The 15,607-nt window shown below is 58.7% G+C and carries 15 protein-coding genes; 4 read left to right on the top strand and 11 right to left on the bottom strand.

Features of this window, described 5'->3' with window-relative positions; genetic code table 11:
- Positions 1-41: 41 nt before the first annotated feature.
- Both ACM6I0_RS28040 and ACM6I0_RS28035 read left to right on the top strand, forming a co-directional pair.
- The gene (locus ACM6I0_RS28040) at positions 42-1,241 is read left to right on the top strand and encodes a CaiB/BaiF CoA transferase family protein (protein ID WP_414923802.1); all 1,200 of its coding nucleotides are present in this window, start codon (positions 42-44) and stop codon (positions 1,239-1,241) included.
- Positions 1,222-2,148 carry a TIGR02285 family protein gene (locus ACM6I0_RS28035; RefSeq protein ID WP_414923854.1) on the top strand — a complete coding sequence of 309 codons (927 nt, stop codon included), beginning with the start codon at positions 1,222-1,224 and terminating at the stop codon, positions 2,146-2,148. The genes ACM6I0_RS28040 and ACM6I0_RS28035 overlap by 20 nt, the downstream gene beginning before the upstream one ends.
- A gap of 170 nt (positions 2,149-2,318) precedes the next feature.
- On the opposite strand, the gene ACM6I0_RS28030 is transcribed toward ACM6I0_RS28035, so the two are convergent.
- The 6 genes from ACM6I0_RS28030 to xerD form a co-directional block, all read right to left on the bottom strand.
- A complete protein-coding gene (locus ACM6I0_RS28030; RefSeq protein WP_285436538.1) occupies positions 2,319-2,606 on the bottom strand; it encodes a DUF3509 domain-containing protein in 288 nt (95 codons plus the stop codon).
- 160 nt (positions 2,607-2,766) lie between these two features.
- Complete coding sequence (locus tag ACM6I0_RS28025; RefSeq protein WP_414923801.1) at positions 2,767-4,122, bottom strand: transporter substrate-binding domain-containing protein; 1,356 nt, start codon at positions 4,120-4,122, stop codon at positions 2,767-2,769.
- A 121-nt stretch (positions 4,123-4,243) separates the two neighbouring features.
- Positions 4,244-5,653 (bottom strand): threonine synthase, encoded by a 1,410-nt coding sequence (gene thrC, locus ACM6I0_RS28020; RefSeq protein WP_090188006.1) that lies wholly within the window; start codon positions 5,651-5,653, stop codon positions 4,244-4,246.
- Positions 5,654-5,719: 66 nt separating this feature from the next.
- A complete protein-coding gene (locus tag ACM6I0_RS28015; protein ID WP_285436535.1) occupies positions 5,720-7,024 on the bottom strand; it encodes a homoserine dehydrogenase in 1,305 nt (434 codons plus the stop codon).
- A 134-nt stretch (positions 7,025-7,158) separates the two neighbouring features.
- A complete protein-coding gene (gene dsbC, locus ACM6I0_RS28010) occupies positions 7,159-7,890 on the bottom strand; it encodes a bifunctional protein-disulfide isomerase/oxidoreductase DsbC (RefSeq protein ID WP_222589910.1) in 732 nt (243 codons plus the stop codon).
- Positions 7,891-8,144: 254 nt separating this feature from the next.
- Positions 8,145-9,041, bottom strand: coding sequence for a site-specific tyrosine recombinase XerD (gene xerD / locus ACM6I0_RS28005; protein ID WP_414923800.1), 897 nt, complete (start codon positions 9,039-9,041; stop codon positions 8,145-8,147).
- Positions 9,042-9,149: 108 nt separating this feature from the next.
- Here xerD and ACM6I0_RS28000 point away from each other — a divergent pair, with 108 nt between their 5' ends.
- Complete coding sequence (locus ACM6I0_RS28000; RefSeq protein ID WP_414923799.1) at positions 9,150-10,958, top strand: cation:proton antiporter; 1,809 nt, start codon at positions 9,150-9,152, stop codon at positions 10,956-10,958.
- A 61-nt stretch (positions 10,959-11,019) separates the two neighbouring features.
- On the opposite strand, the gene rplS is transcribed toward ACM6I0_RS28000, so the two are convergent.
- The 5 genes from rplS to ffh all read right to left on the bottom strand — a co-directional run bounded on the left by rplS (position 11,020) and on the right by ffh (position 14,591).
- Positions 11,020-11,370: a 50S ribosomal protein L19 gene (gene rplS / locus ACM6I0_RS27995; protein WP_003175895.1), complete on the bottom strand. Its 351-nt coding sequence runs from the start codon at positions 11,368-11,370 to the stop codon at positions 11,020-11,022.
- A 45-nt stretch (positions 11,371-11,415) separates the two neighbouring features.
- On the bottom strand, positions 11,416-12,168 hold the full coding sequence (trmD, locus tag ACM6I0_RS27990) for a tRNA (guanosine(37)-N1)-methyltransferase TrmD (protein WP_090188015.1): 753 nt from the start codon (positions 12,166-12,168) through the stop codon (positions 11,416-11,418).
- 2 nt (positions 12,169-12,170) lie between these two features.
- Complete coding sequence (rimM, locus tag ACM6I0_RS27985) at positions 12,171-12,707, bottom strand: ribosome maturation factor RimM (protein ID WP_007944873.1); 537 nt, start codon at positions 12,705-12,707, stop codon at positions 12,171-12,173.
- A 5-nt stretch (positions 12,708-12,712) separates the two neighbouring features.
- Positions 12,713-12,964, bottom strand: coding sequence for a 30S ribosomal protein S16 (gene rpsP / locus ACM6I0_RS27980; RefSeq protein WP_010463010.1), 252 nt, complete (start codon positions 12,962-12,964; stop codon positions 12,713-12,715).
- Between the two features lie 250 nt (positions 12,965-13,214).
- A complete protein-coding gene (gene ffh, locus ACM6I0_RS27975) occupies positions 13,215-14,591 on the bottom strand; it encodes a signal recognition particle protein (protein ID WP_003209589.1) in 1,377 nt (458 codons plus the stop codon).
- A gap of 195 nt (positions 14,592-14,786) precedes the next feature.
- On the opposite strand from ffh, the gene ACM6I0_RS27970 reads away from it, so the two are divergent.
- Positions 14,787-15,599 carry an inner membrane protein YpjD gene (locus tag ACM6I0_RS27970; protein WP_285436527.1) on the top strand — a complete coding sequence of 271 codons (813 nt, stop codon included), beginning with the start codon at positions 14,787-14,789 and terminating at the stop codon, positions 15,597-15,599.
- Positions 15,600-15,607: the final 8 nt, after the last annotated feature.

The raw sequence follows: 15,607 nt of genomic DNA, 5'->3' as shown, positions 1-15,607 counted from the left end.
AAAGGCTATATCCCCTTACCGTTTGTCCTACAGGATCCAGCATGCCGTTCACCGCCAAACCGCTTTCAGGTCTTAAAGTCATCGAATTGGGCACCTTGATCGCCGGGCCTTTTGCCTCGCGCATCTGCGGTGAGTTTGGCGCCGAGGTGATCAAGATCGAGTCTCCCGACGGCGGTGATCCGTTGCGCAAATGGCGCAAGCTGTATGAAGGCACCTCGTTGTGGTGGTTTGTCCAGGCGCGCAACAAGAAGTCGCTGACACTGAACCTGAAACACCCGGACGGCCTGGCGATTCTGAAAAAGCTGCTGAGTGAAGCAGACATCCTCATCGAGAATTTTCGCCCTGGCGTGTTGGAAAAGCTCGGCCTGGGCTGGGAAGTCTTGCACGCCCTGAACCCGAAACTGGTGATGGTGCGGCTGTCGGGCTTCGGCCAGACCGGGCCGATGAAAGACCAGCCGGGTTTTGGTGCCGTCGGTGAATCCATGGGCGGCCTGCGCTACATCACCGGTTTCGAAGACCGGCCACCGGTGCGCACCGGGATTTCCATCGGCGACTCGATTGCCGCGCTGTGGGGCGTCATCGGCGCGCTGATGGCCCTGCGTCATCGCGAGGTTAACGGTGGCCAGGGCCAAGTGGTCGACGTTGCGTTGTATGAAGCGATCTTCGCCATGATGGAAAGCATGGTCCCTGAGTTTGACGTCTTCGGCTTTATCCGTGAGCGCACCGGCAACATCATGCCGGGCATCACGCCCTCCTCGATCCACACCAGCGCCGACGGCAAACATGTGCAGATCGGCGCCAATGGCGATGCAATCTTCAAGCGCTTCATGCTGATCATCGGTCGCGAAGACCTGGCCAATGACCCGGTGCTGGCCAGCAATGACGGGCGCGACAGTCGTCGAGACGAAATTTATGGCGTGATCGATCGCTGGGTCAATTCGCTGCCGCTGGACACGGTACTTGCCCAATTGAATCAGGCTGACGTGCCGGCCAGCCGAATCTTCAGCGCCGAAGACATGTTCAGCGACCCGCAATACCTGGCCCGGGAAATGTTCCTCCAGGCCAAGCTGCCGGATGGCAAAGACTTCAAGATGCCGGGGATCGTGCCGAAACTCTCAGAGACACCCGGCACATCGGAATGGGTCGGGCCGCAGTTGGGCGAACACAATGCGCAGGTACTGAACGATCTTGGTTATGACAAAGAACAGATCGCAAAGCTGCGTGAAGACGGGGCCATCTAAGCTGAAGCGCCTGCTTTCATCAGCCAGTCACAACACCCGCCACTGGTGCGCAGTGGCGGCTGTCGGGCTGTCGGCCGGGCTGGCATCCCCGGTCTGGGCACAGCCTAAAGAGACGCTGATCTGGTTGCTGCGCGATTTGCCGCCAACGATGATTCTTGAAGGGCCGAAAAAAGGTCAGGGGATCATCGATCATATGCTGCCGCTGTTGATCGCCGGCATGCCGCAATACGATCACACGCTGATGCGGGTCAATCGCGCCCGGGCCATGCAAATGCTCCACGAAGAATCGTTTACCTGCGATCCCGCGCTGGTCTGGACCAAGGAGCGGGAACAGTGGATTACATTCTCGATTCCGGCCTTCCGTGCCGTGAGCAACGGGCTAGTCGTGCGCATGCAAGATCGTTCGGTGCTTGAGCCGTTTTTGATCGATGGTGAAGTCGATCTGGCGGCGCTGCTGGTCAATGGGCAAAAGAAAGTCGGCGTGGTGGCCGAGCGCAGTTACGGTGAGGTTCTCGACACACTGCTCAAACAGGCACCGGACGGCGCCCTGACGCCTCACTATGGCAACGACGCCCTGGGCAGTCTGTTGCAGATGCAGCGTCTGGGCCGATTGCAGGTGGTGCTGGGTTACTGGCCAGAAATCCGCTACCTGGCCCATCAAGCGAACATCGCCGAAGACGAGCTGGCGTTTTATCCGATCAAGGGCACGGGCAAGTACCTGTCCGGGCACATCGGTTGCTCCAGTACACCCCAGGGTCGACAAGCTATCAGCGAAATAAATCAGCTGTTGCGCACTTTGCCTCACGAGGGACTGGGCCGGTTGTATGCCGACTGGCTCGATCCGCAAAGACGCAAGGATTACCTGGAAGAAACCAAGGCGTTTTTCGAGCATCAAGCCGGGCAGTGACAAATCGCAGGCAAAAGAAACCCCGAGAAGTGGGGAGACGACTCGGGGTTAAACGTGGCCTACATAAAGACCAGTGGCAGCAAGCTACAAGCACCGGAGCACAATGCTTGATCCTGCTGTTACATGCTCTGACTGACGTGGGCGCAGGAAGGTTCCCACAAAAAAGCAATTCAATTGCGGCTGGCCAGGATCTTGTCCTGAGCCGCATTGCGCAACGCCGCGATCACGCAGGGCTCCAGCCGCCCTTCGGCAATCAGCAAATCGCGGTGCAAGCCGTCGACCACATCGGTCAGCAGGCGTTTATCGGTTAACTGGGCCTGGTTGAATACCCGTTCGACGACAATCGCGCCGGTCGTATTCTTCAAGGTCACCAGGCATTCGCCATGCGCACCCGAGGGAGTCAGCGTGACCTGATACGGGCTCAGCGCCTCACCAAGCAATAGACTGATACTTTCCATCTCGATCACCACTCAATAGTCCGAATACAAAGTGCCTGGGGCCTGTCTACATAAATGACCACTGGCCCGAGAAGAAAGTTCTGAATTCCAGCTGCAGGCGCATCGGCGTCTCTGGTCGAAAGAGCATGCACGCCAAAGATGACAGAGCAAAAACAGCGAGTCACATTGATGTTGTGCGCCGACCAATATCGGTCCATCCCCCCAGCAACCCACGCAATTGGCCGTCGACGCCATAGAACGGCACCGTCCATTGGTAAATATCCCGGACCCCGTTGTTGAACATCAATTGACGTTCACTGAAGCGCGGTTTTCGATTTTCAAGCTGAGCCATGAACTCGGCGTGCAACAGTGCTGCGGTTGCCTTGGGCAACACATCGAGTTCAATCAGCTGTCTTCCCTGAATCTGATCGAAACGGGTACCGAGCCCCTCCTCGTAGCTTTTGTTGCACATGATCAAACGCCCTTCCAGATCACGCACGAACATCGGATCGGGCATGGCGTCCATCAAGGCATGCTGGAAAGACAGTTGATCACCGAGGCTTTTTTCCGCGTCGGCGCGCTGCTTGATCAGCGCCGCGAGTCGGCGATTCCAGAGCAAGGAAAGCAGGCCGAACAGGCTGATGACGAACATGCCCCAACAGAACCATTGAGACATCTGCGGCCAACGAGAGACAGGCTCGACGGGGGCTACTCCTTTAAGCCATTTCAGGCGAATGGCACGCAACTCAGCCGCAGGAAACGCCTCAAGCGCCTTGTTGAGAATGCTCAACAACAGCGGCTGACCATGGCGTACCGCAAGGTGATCAGCCTCCCACTTACCCTCCACCACCCGCCCAACCTTCAGTTGCCCCAAGGGATAGAGCTGCGCACCGATTTCATTTTCGATGGTGGCATACGCGTCACCGCTTTCAACCAGCGCCCTGGCTTCGGCGTAGGTTTTGACCGAGCGCAATTCGATCGCCGGGTAGTCGCGGCGAATAGTGCCTTCGAGTGCGTGGCGAGTGGGTAACACCAGCACTTTTTCCGCCAACTGATCCAGGGAGCGCACAACAGGCGCATCAGCCCGCCCGACAAACACCCACCCGGCGCCACCGAAGGCATGACTGAAATCCAGAAACGCCTTGCGATCATCATTCATTGCCAGCGTTGTACTCATGTCCGCTTCGCCACTCTCCAGACGCCCGAGCATCTGATCGGTAGAAAACGATTCTTCGTGAACAAACTGCAAGCCTGTCATGGCCGTGATGTGATTGAGCAAATCGTTGTTCAGACCACTCCATCGACCGTGCTCATCCTTGAACAGATACAGCGGATACTGCACCGATGCGACGACGACTTGCGGGTGCTCGGCGAGCCATGCCAATTCATCGGCATCCAGCTCGATGGTTGCACCGACTCTCGCGCCCTTAGGCTCGGCAGTCGTCAGTTGCGCTGCCGCCGCCCCTTGAGCAAAGCCCAGGACAGCGATGAAAAACATCCAGCACGTGGCTGGTTTTAACCCTCTGAAAAACAGCATTGCCACTTCCTTCGCGATCAAATCGCCCGTCCTTCCTGGGGCGAAAACCTGACAAGTGTGGCATGCAGAAATGAGAAAGCCCGTCAGGAGACGGGCTTCAAAATGTGACAGCGTTTACCGGTTACAGAGGCTTTCCGCGGTTGCCATGCTGGCTGACAAAGGCCTGCACGGCTTTCAGATCGTTCGGCAACACGGTGCAACGCTCATCTCGCTCAAACAAATCAGAAAGATGTGCAGGTAGCTCAAGCGCTTTTCCTACACCGGCTTTCTCCACTGCATCCGGGAATTTGACCGGATGGGCGGTGCCCAGGATCACCATCGGAATATCCAGGCTGCGGCGGCATTCGCGCGCTGCTTTCACGCCGATGGCGGTGTGCGGATCCAGCAGCTCACCGGTTTGCTCGTAGACTTCGGCGATGGTTTCGCAGGTTTGCGCGTCGTCCACGGCCAGCGAGTCGAACAATTTGCGCGCTTCAGTCCAGCGTTCCTGTTCGACGCTGAAACCGCCACCCTGCTTGAAGGTGTCCATCAGGCCGGCAATCGCTGCGCCGTTGCGACCGTGGAGGTCGAATAGCAGGCGTTCGAAGTTCGACGACACCATGATGTCCATCGACGGCGACAGCGTGGCGTGCAGGGTTTCCTTGACGTACTGGTTGCCGCTCATGAAGCGGTGCAGGATGTCGTTGCGGTTGGTGGCGACGATCAACTGGTTGATCGGCAGGCCCATGTTGCGCGCCAGGTAGCCGGCGAAGATGTCGCCGAAGTTGCCGGTCGGCACCGAGAACGACACCGAGCGCGCCGGGCCGCCCAACTGCAGGGCTGCGTGGAAGTAGTAAACGATCTGGGCCATGATCCGCGCCCAGTTGATCGAGTTCACCGCTACCAGACGCGTGCCTTTGAGGAAGCTCTGGTCGGCGAAGCTGTTCTTGACCATTTCCTGGCAGTCATCGAAGTTGCCTTCGATGGCGATGTTGTGGATGTTCTCGCCGAAGATGGTGGTCATCTGGCGACGCTGCACTTCGGACACGCGGTTGTGCGGGTGCAGAATGAAGATGTCGACGTTTTCGCAGTGCTTGCAGCCTTCGATGGCGGCCGAACCGGTATCGCCGGAGGTAGCGCCAACGATCACTACGCGCTCGCCGCGTTTAGCCAGCACGTAGTCGAGCAAACGACCGAGCAGTTGCAGGGCAAAGTCCTTGAACGCCAGGGTCGGGCCATGGAACAGCTCCAGCACCCATTCATTGCCGTTCAGCTGACGCAGCGGAGCGATGGCGTTGTGGGAGAACACGCCGTAGGTTTCTTCCAGAATCTTTTTGAAATCGGCGTCAGGAATGCTGCCAGTGACGAACGGGCGCATCACCCGGAAGGCCAGCTCGTGATACGGCAGGCCGGCCCAGGAAGCGATTTCTTCCTGGGTGAAGCGTGGCAGGTTTTCCGGCACGTACAGGCCGCCGTCGGTGGCCAGACCGGCCAGCAGGACGTCTTCGAAATTCAGGGCCGGTGCCTGGCCGCGGGTACTGATATAACGCATGACTGGCTCCAATAGACAGTGTTCGCAAACCCGGGCCCGCACGCAGGCCCGGTGAACGATAACGGCTTAGTTCAGGTGCTCGACGCGGATCCGTACAACCGGACCGACCACACCCGTCAGGGCTTCCAGAGCGGCGATCGCATCGTTCATGTGCTGTTCCAGCACACGGTGCGTCAGCAGGATCATCGGCACCAGTCCGTCATGCTCTTCCACTTCTTTCTGCATGATCGATTCGATGTTGATGCCGCGCTCCGACAGGATGCTCGCCACTTGAGCCAATACGCCCGGATGGTCCTTGGCCTGGATGCGCAGGTAGTACGAGCTTTCGCAGGCTTCGATCGGCAGAATCGGGTGCGCGGACAGCGAATCCGGCTGGAAGGCCAGGTGCGGCACGCGGTTTTCCGGGTCGGAGGTCATGGCGCGAACCACGTCCACCAGGTCGGCGATCACCGACGAAGCCGTTGGCTCCATGCCAGCGCCAGCGCCGTAGAACAGTGTTGAACCAGCGGCGTCACCGTTGACCATCACCGCGTTCATCACGCCGTTGACGTTGGCGATCAGGCGATCAGCCGGGATCAACGTCGGGTGTACGCGCAGTTCGATGCCCGCTGCCGTGCTACGAGCGACACCGAGGTGCTTGATGCGATAGCCCAGCGCTTCGGCGTAGTTCACATCAGCCGTGGTCAGCTTGGTGATGCCTTCGGTGTAAGCCTTGTCGAACTGCAGCGGGATGCCAAAGGCGATGGACGCCAGGATCGTCAGCTTGTGGGCCGCATCGATGCCTTCAACGTCGAAAGTCGGATCGGCTTCGGCGTAACCCAGGGCCTGCGCCTCGGCGAGTACGTCTTCGAAGGTGCGACCCTTCTCGCGCATCTCGGTGAGGATGAAGTTGCCGGTGCCGTTGATGATCCCGGCGACCCAGTTGATACGGTTGGCGGACAGGCCTTCACGGATCGCCTTGATCACCGGAATGCCGCCGGCAACAGCCGCTTCGAACGCCACGATCACGCCTTTCTCGCGAGCCTTGGCGAAAATCTCATTACCGTGAACGGCGATCAGTGCCTTGTTCGCGGTGACCACATGCTTGCCATTCTCGATGGCCTTGAGTACCAGCTCGCGGGCAACGGTGTAGCCGCCCATCAGCTCTATGACGATGTCGATCTCAGGGTTCGTGGCCACTTCGAAGACATCGTTGGTAATCGCAATACCGGTCGTTTGGAACTGAGGCTTTGGCGTGCGCATGGCAATTTGTGCCACTTCGATTCCACGCCCGGCACGACGAGCAATTTCCTCGGCGTTACGCTGAAGTACGTTGAAGGTACCGCCACCGACGGTCCCTAACCCACAGATGCCTACTTTGACCGGTTTCACTGTGAACTCCCCATAAAACGGCCGACTCAAGGCCGGCCGTGAAAACAGCCGCACGTTCGCGGCTCTCTATTAATGACCCGGTAAATGTTGCTGCCGGGCCATGATCGTCAAAGGCTGGCCGTGACGATGCGAATTTACTTCGCGCCCAACGCCAGTTTGGCGACTTGTGGCGCAGGCTGGTAGCCCGGAATGACCTGACCGTCAGCCAAAACGATGGCCGGTGTGCCGTTCACGCCAATCGACTGACCGAGGGCAAACTGCTTGGAAACCGGGTTATCGCATTTGGCGGCCTTGATTTCCTTGCCATCGACCATTTTGTCCATGGCGGCTTTCTTGTCTTTCGAGCACCAGACCGCTTGCAGCTGTTCGTCACCCGGCGAGCCCAGGCCCTGGCGCGGGAACGCGACATAACGCACTTCGATGCCGCGCTTGTTCAGCTCAGGCACTTCGGCGTGCAGTTTGTGGCAATACGGGCATGTGGTGTCGGTGAATACGGTGATGTGCGATTTGGTTTCACCGATGGCCGGGTAGACCACGGTTTCGGCGACCGGAATCTCATTGATCAGCTTGGAGACGCCCAGGCGTTCGGTCTTCTCGGTCAGGTTGACCGGTTTGCCGTCCTTGAGCTGGAACATATAGCCCTGAACCACATACTGGCCGTCGGCGCTGGCATAAAGCACGCGGCTGCCTTTGAGTTTGACTTCATACAGGCCTGGCAGCGGGCTGGCAGTGATGGTTTCGACAGGCACATCGAGCTGGAGGTTTTCCAGGCTTTTACGGATGGCTTTGTCGGCCGCGTCATCGGCGACGGCGAAGGTGCTGACCAACGCAATGGCGGCGGCGGCGAAAATATGGGTCAGACGCATGAGAACTCCTGAAGGCGGACAAATGGGACGATCAGAACGCCCGTGCCGAAACACCGGGTCATAATCGCCCATCGTGCAAACCGGCAAAGCCTACCACATAAGGTCCGCGTGGCCGAATGCGCCTGACGCAAGACATTTGAGAGCACCGAAGAACCTGTAGGAGTGAGCCTGCTCGCGATAGCGGTAGTCCTGACAACACAGCGGTGACTGACAGACCGCCATCGCGAGCAGGCTCACTCCTACAGGGATTTTGTTCAGCCTCTGGGATGGTGCTTGGCGTGCAGGTCTTGCAGGCGTGCGCGGGCAACGTGAGTGTAGATCTGAGTGGTCGACAAATCGCTGTGGCCCAGCAGCATTTGCACCACGCGCAGGTCGGCGCCGTGGTTGAGCAGGTGCGTGGCGAAAGCGTGACGCAGAGTATGCGGCGACAGCGACTTGCCGATCCCGGCAACCTTGGCCTGGTGCTTGATGCGATGCCAGAAGGTCTGGCGGGTCATCTGCTCGCCTCGCAAGCTGGGGAACAGCACATCACTGGGCCGCCCACCGAGCAACTCACCACGCGCATCGCGCATGTAACGCTCGACCCAGACAATCGCCTCCTCGCCCATCGGCACCAGTCGTTCCTTGCTGCCCTTGCCCATCACTCGCAATACGCCCTGGCGCAGGTTGACTTGTTCCAGCGTCAGGCTGATCAGCTCCGTAACGCGCAAGCCACAGGCGTAAAGCACTTCAAGCATGGCGCGATCGCGCTGGCCGATGGCTTCGCTCAAGTCCGGCGCCTTCAGCAGCGCTTCCACATCCGCTTCGGACAACGATTTGGGCAACGGCCTGCCGAGTTGCGGCATGTCAATGCGCAACGTCGGGTCGACGGCGATCAGCTTTTCCCGCAGAAGATAGCGATAGAAGCCACGCACACCGGAGAGAAAACGCGCAGTGGATCGGGGTTTGTAACTTTGCTCCAGGCGCCAGGCCAGGTGATCGAGGATCAGTTCGCGACCGGCGTTAATCAGCTCCAGGCCCTTTTCCTGCAACCAGCCATTGAACAAGGCCAGGTCGCTGCGATAGGCATCGCGGGTATTGTCGGAAAGACCTTTTTCCAGCCAGAGGGCGTCGAGGAATTGGTCTATCAGTGGATGATCGATTGCAGGCATGGGCACTCAAGACACACAGCCTTCAAGGCTGCGCTGGGAAAAAAGGATGAACTGTCGAAATGGCCGCTAGTCTTTCATAGCCCGCCACTTCAAGGAACAGGAGCTTCAATGAACGAGCAGCAGATTTTATTGGCTTTTGGCGGTATCGGTGCAGCCGCCCTGGGTTGTCAGTGGCTGGCGTGGCGCCTGAAACTGCCGGCAATCCTGTTTCTGTTACTGACAGGCATTCTGGTTGGGCCGATTCTGGGCTGGCTTGATCCGCAAGAAATGTTCGGCCCCCTGCTGATGCCACTGGTGTCGCTGGCGGTGGCGCTGATCTTGTTCGAAGGCAGCCTGACCCTACATTTAAAGGAGTGGCGCGAGATTGGCAGCGTGGTCCATCGCCTGGTCACGATCGGCGCCATATCGACTTGGGTGGTCATCGCAGTCGCCACCCACTGGTTGCTGGGGTTCGACTGGCTATTGGCAACTCTGTTTGGCAGCCTGACGCTGGTGACCGGGCCTACGGTCATCGTGCCAATGCTGCGGGTCGTGCGCCCGAAAGCCTCGATTGCCAACATCCTGCGTTGGGAAGGCATTGTGATCGACCCCATCGGCGCGCTCCTTGCCGTGGTGGTTTACAGCTTCATCATCGCGCGCGCTTCCGGGGACGGGTTGAGCCAGAGCCTGCTGACCTTCGGCGGCGTGATCCTGTGCGGCAGTGTCTTCGGAGTTGCCGGTGGCTGGGTACTCGGCACGATCATCCGGCGGCAATGGTTGCCGCAATACCTGCACAACCTCGCGGCGCTAGCCGCAGTGCTGGGCATCTTCATCGCTGCCAATGAGGTGATGCACGAATCCGGCCTGCTGGCGGTGACATTGATGGGCATGTGGCTGGCCAACATGAAAGGCGTGGATGTGCGGGACATCCTGCACTTCAAGGAAAACCTCAGCGTGCTGCTGATCTCCGGGTTGTTCATTTTGTTGGCGGCGCGACTCGATCTGAGCGCCTTGATCGGGCTAGGGCCCCTGGTGCTGATTTTGCTGCTGGTCATTCAATTCATTGCCCGCCCTTTGAACGTGGTGATTTCCACGGCGGGTTCAAGCTTGAGCTGGCGCGAACGGGCACTGTTAGCCTGGATTGCACCTCGCGGGATCGTGGCGGCGGCGGTGTCGGCGATTTTTGCCATTCGCCTCGACGAGGCCGGACACGAGGGCGCCTTGCTGCTGGTGCCGCTGACGTTCGCAGTGATCATTGGCACCGTGGTGCTGCAAAGTGCCACGGCTCGACCGTTGGCCCGCTTGCTGAAAGTTGCCGAGCCCGCGCCCAGCGGCTTTCTGATCGTCGGCGCCAACGCCCCCGCGCGTTCGCTAGGCAAAGCCCTGCAACAATTGGGCAGTCGGGTGCTGCTCACGGATTCGAGCTGGGAGAATATTCGTGCAGCGCGCATGGAAGGCTTGCCCACTTACTTTGGCAACCCGGCGTCGCAGCACGCGGATGCGCATCTGGACCTGGTCGGCCTCGGACATTTGCTGACGCTGTCACCGTCCGGCGAATTGAACACCTTGGCGGCAATGCGCTTTCGCCATGACTTCGGCCATCAGCGCTTGTTCAGCCTGGCCAGTGGCCAGGAGAGTCGTCGCACCGATAAACACCGGGCTAGCCACGAGCATAGGGGGCGTTTACTTGGCAGCGAAGAATTGACCTACAACAAGCTGGCCAACCTACTGCATCAGGGAGCCGAGGTGTACAGCACGAATCTGACAGAGGGGTTTGACTGGGAGGATTACCGAGCGCTGCACGGTGAACGCGCGACCTTGTTGTTCGCGAGAGATGACAGCGGGTGGGTGCACGTGGCGACCTCCGACAGCGCACTCAAGCCTGCGGCCGGATGGACACTGCTGGCGTTGATTCAGCCGGAAACTGCTGGCGCCTGAAAAATTACGGACAACAAAAAAGCAGCCCGTAGGCTGCTTTTTTCTGCATCGGAAGCTGGACTTAAGCCAGTTTTTCCTTGATGCGAGCTGCTTTACCGGACAGGTCACGCAGGTAGTACAGCTTGGCTTTACGTACGTCACCGCGACGTTTAACGGCCATGCTGTCGATTTGCGGGCTGTAGGTCTGGAAAGTACGCTCTACGCCAACACCGTTGGAGATTTTACGAACGGTGAAAGCACTGTTTACGCCGCGGTTACGCTTGGCGATAACAACACCTTCGAACGCTTGCAGACGCGAACGGTCGCCTTCCTTCACTTTCACCTGAACGACAATAGTGTCGCCCGGGGCAAAGGTAGGGATCTCTTTGGTCATCTGCTCTGCTTCGAGTGCAAGGATGATTTTGTTAGTCATGCTGTGCTCCTAAGGTAAATCAACGGACTTACCATCGATACGTTGTTAACTATCGTCCCGCTCGCGGATGTATTCCTCGAGCAGCTTCTTCTCTTCTCCAGAAAGCGAGCGGCTTTCCAGAAGATCGGCGCGTCGTTCAAAGGTCCTACCAAGGGACTGCTGTAAACGCCAACGCCGGATATGCGCGTGATTGCCACTTAGCAATACGTCGGGAACACGCTGATCCGCATACACCTCCGGTCGGGTGTAGTGCGGGCAATCCAGCAAACCATCCGTAAAGGAATCTTCCTCGGCGGAGTCCGCATGCCCTAAAGCTCCAGGCAGCAGTCGTGTAACCGCATCGATCAGGACCATCGCCGGCAGCTCGCCGCCAGACAATACATAGTCGCCAATCGACCACTCTTCATCGACATGAGCTTCAATAAAACGCTCGTCAATGCCTTCATAACGACCGGCAATCAGGATCAATGCATCCAGATTCGCCAACTCGCGTACCGCCGACTGATTCAGTTGACGGCCTTGGGGGGACAGGTAAATCACCTTCGCCGCCTCCCCGGCTGCTGCCTTGGCCTGAACCAGAGCGTCTTCCAGGGGCTTGATCTTCATCACCATGCCCGGACCACCGCCAAATGGGCGATCGTCCACAGTGTGATGTCGATCCGTCGTGTAGTCTCGCGGATTCCAACAGGTGAGCTGCAAGAGCCCCTGTTTCACCGCACGACTGGTGATGCCGTACTCGCTGATGGCGGAGAACATCTCGGGAAACAAACTGATCACTTCTACGCGCAAGTTAGCCACGCTTAGAAGTCCGCGTCCCAATCCACCTTCATCTCGCCTGCGGCGAGGTCGACGGCCAACACGCATTGCTCCGTATAGGGCAACAGGCGTTCGCGATCATCCAGGCTGCCAGCGCAAGGCTTGACCACCATTACATCATTGGCGCCGGTTTCCAGAAGGTGGTCGATTTTCCCGAGCAGTTGCCCGAGTTGATCAATAACCTTCAGACCTTCCAGCTGGTACCAGTAGTACTCGCCGTCGGTCAATTCAGGGAACAGGTTGCGCGGCACGCAGATCTCATAACCGGCCAGAAGACGTGCTTCTTCACGATCATCAAGACCCTTGAGCTTTGCGACCAGGAACTTGTCGTTCCCACGTCCGCTGACCAGCTCGACCTGTTTGACATTGCCTTCGCGCTTGAGCGTCCAGGTTTTGTACTGCAACAGGTTTTCAGTCGGATCAGTAAAGGAATAAACCTTCACTTCGCCGCGAACGCCATGAACAGAATAAATCTTGCCGATAACGATCAAATCATCAGCAACAGCTGGCGTCGCGTTCATATTGCTCAGGCCGCAGCCTTAGAAGCGTCCTTCAACAACTGAGCAACACGCTCAGAAGGCTGTGCACCAACGCTCAGCCAGTAGGCTACGCGCTCTTGGTTCACGGACAGACGGACTTCTTGACCACGAGCAACAGGGTTGAAGAAACCAACCTGTTCCTTGTGCGAACCGTCGCGCGGGTTGCGGCTGTCGGTTACGGTCAAGTGGTAAAACGGGCGCTTTTTGGAGCCGCCAAGGGCAAGACGGATTGTTAGCATGTGAACATCGTTCCTGTAGTCGGTGCTGCAAATCTAAAGGCACAGCGGGCATAGGTGCCCGAAAGGCCGCATATTCTAAGGAATATCCGGACTTTTGCAAATGACTTTTTCCGACGGTCTTTCGGCCGCCATCAAGATTTGCTATAGAGCCGTCGTTGAAAACGGCCAGTCAGCTCCCGCCAAGTGCGGGTTTGCTGTTGATCCCGCATCACTGCGGGTCTGCGCCGACATGACTGCCGGCGCGGATTCTTTACATTTTCGGCATGCCGCCGCCGGGCAACATACCGCCCATGCCGCGCATCATTTTGGCCATTCCGCCTTTGGCGGAGAATTTCTTCATCATCTTCTGCATCTGCTTGTGCTGCTTGATCAAGCGACCGATGTCCTGCACCTGGGTGCCGGAACCCATGGCGATCCGGCGTTTGCGCGAACCGCTGATCAGCTCAGGGTCGCGGCGCTCGGCCGGGGTCATGGAATTGATGATGGCTTCCATCTGTTTGAATTGTTTCTCTGCCGCGCCCTGGGCGTTACCCATTTGCGCCAGGTTCACACCGCCGATGTTCGGCAGCTTGTCCATGAGGCCGCCAAGGCCGCCCATGTTCTTCATCTGCTGCAGCTGATCGCGGAAGTCTTCGAGGTCGAAGCCCTTGCCCTTCTTCAGCTTCTTGGCCAGTTTGTCGGCCTTGTCCTTGTCGAGCGTCGCTTCGGCCTGCTCGATCAGGCTGAGCACATCGCCCATGCCGAGGATGCGCGAAGCAATACGCTCAGGGTGGAACGGCTCGAGCGCTTCGCTCTTCTCGCCCATACCGATGAACTTGATCGGCTTGCCGGTAATGGCACGGACCGACAATGCGGCACCCCCACGGGCGTCGCCGTCGACCTTGGTCAGGATCACACCGGTCAGCGGCAGCGCATCGCCAAAGGCCTTGGCCGTGTTGGCGGCGTCCTGGCCAGTCATGGCATCCACCACGAACAGCGTTTCGACCGGGTTGATCGCGGCGTGCAGCGCCTTGATTTCGCCCATCATCTCTTCGTCGATGTGCAGACGACCGGCGGTATCGACGATGACCACATCAATAAACTTAAGCTTTGCTTCTTTTATAGCCGCTTGCGCGATGTCGACCGGCTTCTGGCTCAGGTCGGACGGAAAGAAGGTAACGCCGACTTCACCCGCGAGCATTTCCAGCTGTTTGATCGCCGCCGGACGATAAACGTCCGCCGACACGACCATGACCGACTTCTTCTTGCGCTCTTTAAGGAAGCGCGCGAGTTTACCGGCGGTGGTGGTTTTACCCGCGCCCTGCAGACCGGCCATCAGCACGACGGCAGGCGGAACGGCGCTCAGGTTCAAATCTTCGTTGGCCGCGCCCATCAGGCTTTCGAGTTCAGCCTGGACGATCTTCACGAAGGCCTGGCCCGGCGTCAGGCTGCGCGACACCTCGGTGCCGACGGCACGTTCCTTGACCGAATTGACGAAGTCTTTGACCACCGGCAAGGCGACATCGGCCTCGAGCAACGCCATGCGCACTTCACGCAGGGTGTCTTTGATGTTGTCCTCGGTCAGCTTGGCTTTGCCGGTGACATGGCGCAGCGTCTGCGAGAGACGGTCGGTTAAGTTTTCAAACATTGCGCGATCCTTTCAGGCCCTGTGTAGACCGGGATAATGGCGGCCCAGACCGGAATAAACATGTGCTCGGCGAGCCTGCGGCGTGGGCAGGTCGCGGATTATAGCGAAGACTGCGTCTGGCGGACACCTCGCACTTTCGTGCTGCGGGGGTTCTATGCCAAACTCAGCGCCTTTCGGGCTTGCCTAACAGGATTTATGCTCCCCTTGTCACCCAGTTTGCTCACTACCCTCGCCGCCGCCTGCTTGTATGCCGCTGCGACCCTCTATCAGGGCACTCGCCTGGCCACTGGCGCCAAGGCGAACAAGCGTCTGCTGGTCACGCTCGGCGTTCTGGCCGTGCTGGCTCATAGCGCCAGCCTGCTCACCCACCTGTTGACGCCAATTGGCCTGGGCCTGGACTTTTTCAGTGCCGCCAGTCTGATTGCCGCAGCGGTCATCGCCCTGACCCTGCTGGCCTGCTCGCGAATCCCGGTGGAAAACCTGCTTGTATTGCTGTTCCCGCTCGGTGTCGCCACGGTACTGCTGGCACAATTCGCCCCTGCCGGCACGGTGCAGGTCATCGACGAAGAGCCCGGCATTCTCGCCCATATCCTCTTGTCGATCCTTGCTTACGGCATGTTCACCATCGCCGTGTTCCAGGCGTTGCTGTTGCTGGTGCAAGATCACCAGCTCAAACACAAGCATCCGTCCGGCCTGATCAAGAACTTCCCGCCGCTGCAAACCATGGAAAGCCTGCTGTTCGGTTTTCTCTGGGCCGGCTGGACCCTGCTTTCGCTGTCGCTGATCTCCGGCTGGCTGTTCGTCGAGAACCTGTTCGCCCAGCATCTGGTGCACAAGACCTTGCTGGCCTGCCTGGCCTGGATCGTCTTCAGCGTGCTGCTCTGGGGCCGTAACCACCTCGGCTGGCGCGGACACAAGGCCATCCGCTGGACCCTCGCCGGTTTCTGCCTGCTGATGCTGGCGTATTTCGGCAGCAAACTGGTCCGTGAATACATTTTGCACATCTGACGGGCGGC

The sequence above is a fragment of the Pseudomonas sp. IT-P294 genome, from assembly GCF_949767865.1.
GTDB lineage: Bacteria > Pseudomonadota > Gammaproteobacteria > Pseudomonadales > Pseudomonadaceae > Aquipseudomonas.
The sequence above is the reverse complement of the archived record's forward strand: the minus strand, read 5'-3'. Positions and strand labels throughout refer to the sequence as shown.

Excerpts from the sequence above, each read along its gene's own strand:
- ACM6I0_RS28040 (WP_414923802.1), top strand. The coding sequence starts at position 42 with ATGCCGTTCACCGCCAAACCGCTTTCAGGTCTTAAAGTCATCGAATTG.
- ACM6I0_RS28030 (WP_285436538.1), bottom strand. The coding sequence starts at position 2,606 with ATGGAAAGTATCAGTCTATTGCTTGGTGAGGCGCTGAGCCCGTATCAG.
- ACM6I0_RS28025 (WP_414923801.1), bottom strand. The coding sequence starts at position 4,122 with ATGCTGTTTTTCAGAGGGTTAAAACCAGCCACGTGCTGGATGTTTTTC.
- thrC (WP_090188006.1), bottom strand. The coding sequence starts at position 5,653 with ATGCGTTATATCAGTACCCGCGGCCAGGCACCGGCCCTGAATTTCGAA.
- dsbC (WP_222589910.1), bottom strand. The coding sequence starts at position 7,890 with ATGCGTCTGACCCATATTTTCGCCGCCGCCGCCATTGCGTTGGTCAGC.
- xerD (WP_414923800.1), bottom strand. The coding sequence starts at position 9,041 with ATGCCTGCAATCGATCATCCACTGATAGACCAATTCCTCGACGCCCTC.
- ACM6I0_RS28000 (WP_414923799.1), top strand. The coding sequence starts at position 9,150 with ATGAACGAGCAGCAGATTTTATTGGCTTTTGGCGGTATCGGTGCAGCC.
- rplS (WP_003175895.1), bottom strand. The coding sequence starts at position 11,370 with ATGACTAACAAAATCATCCTTGCACTCGAAGCAGAGCAGATGACCAAA.
- rimM (WP_007944873.1), bottom strand. The coding sequence starts at position 12,707 with ATGAACGCGACGCCAGCTGTTGCTGATGATTTGATCGTTATCGGCAAG.
- rpsP (WP_010463010.1), bottom strand. The coding sequence starts at position 12,964 with ATGCTAACAATCCGTCTTGCCCTTGGCGGCTCCAAAAAGCGCCCGTTT.
- ffh (WP_003209589.1), bottom strand. The coding sequence starts at position 14,591 with ATGTTTGAAAACTTAACCGACCGTCTCTCGCAGACGCTGCGCCATGTC.
- ACM6I0_RS27970 (WP_285436527.1), top strand. The coding sequence starts at position 14,787 with ATGCTCCCCTTGTCACCCAGTTTGCTCACTACCCTCGCCGCCGCCTGC.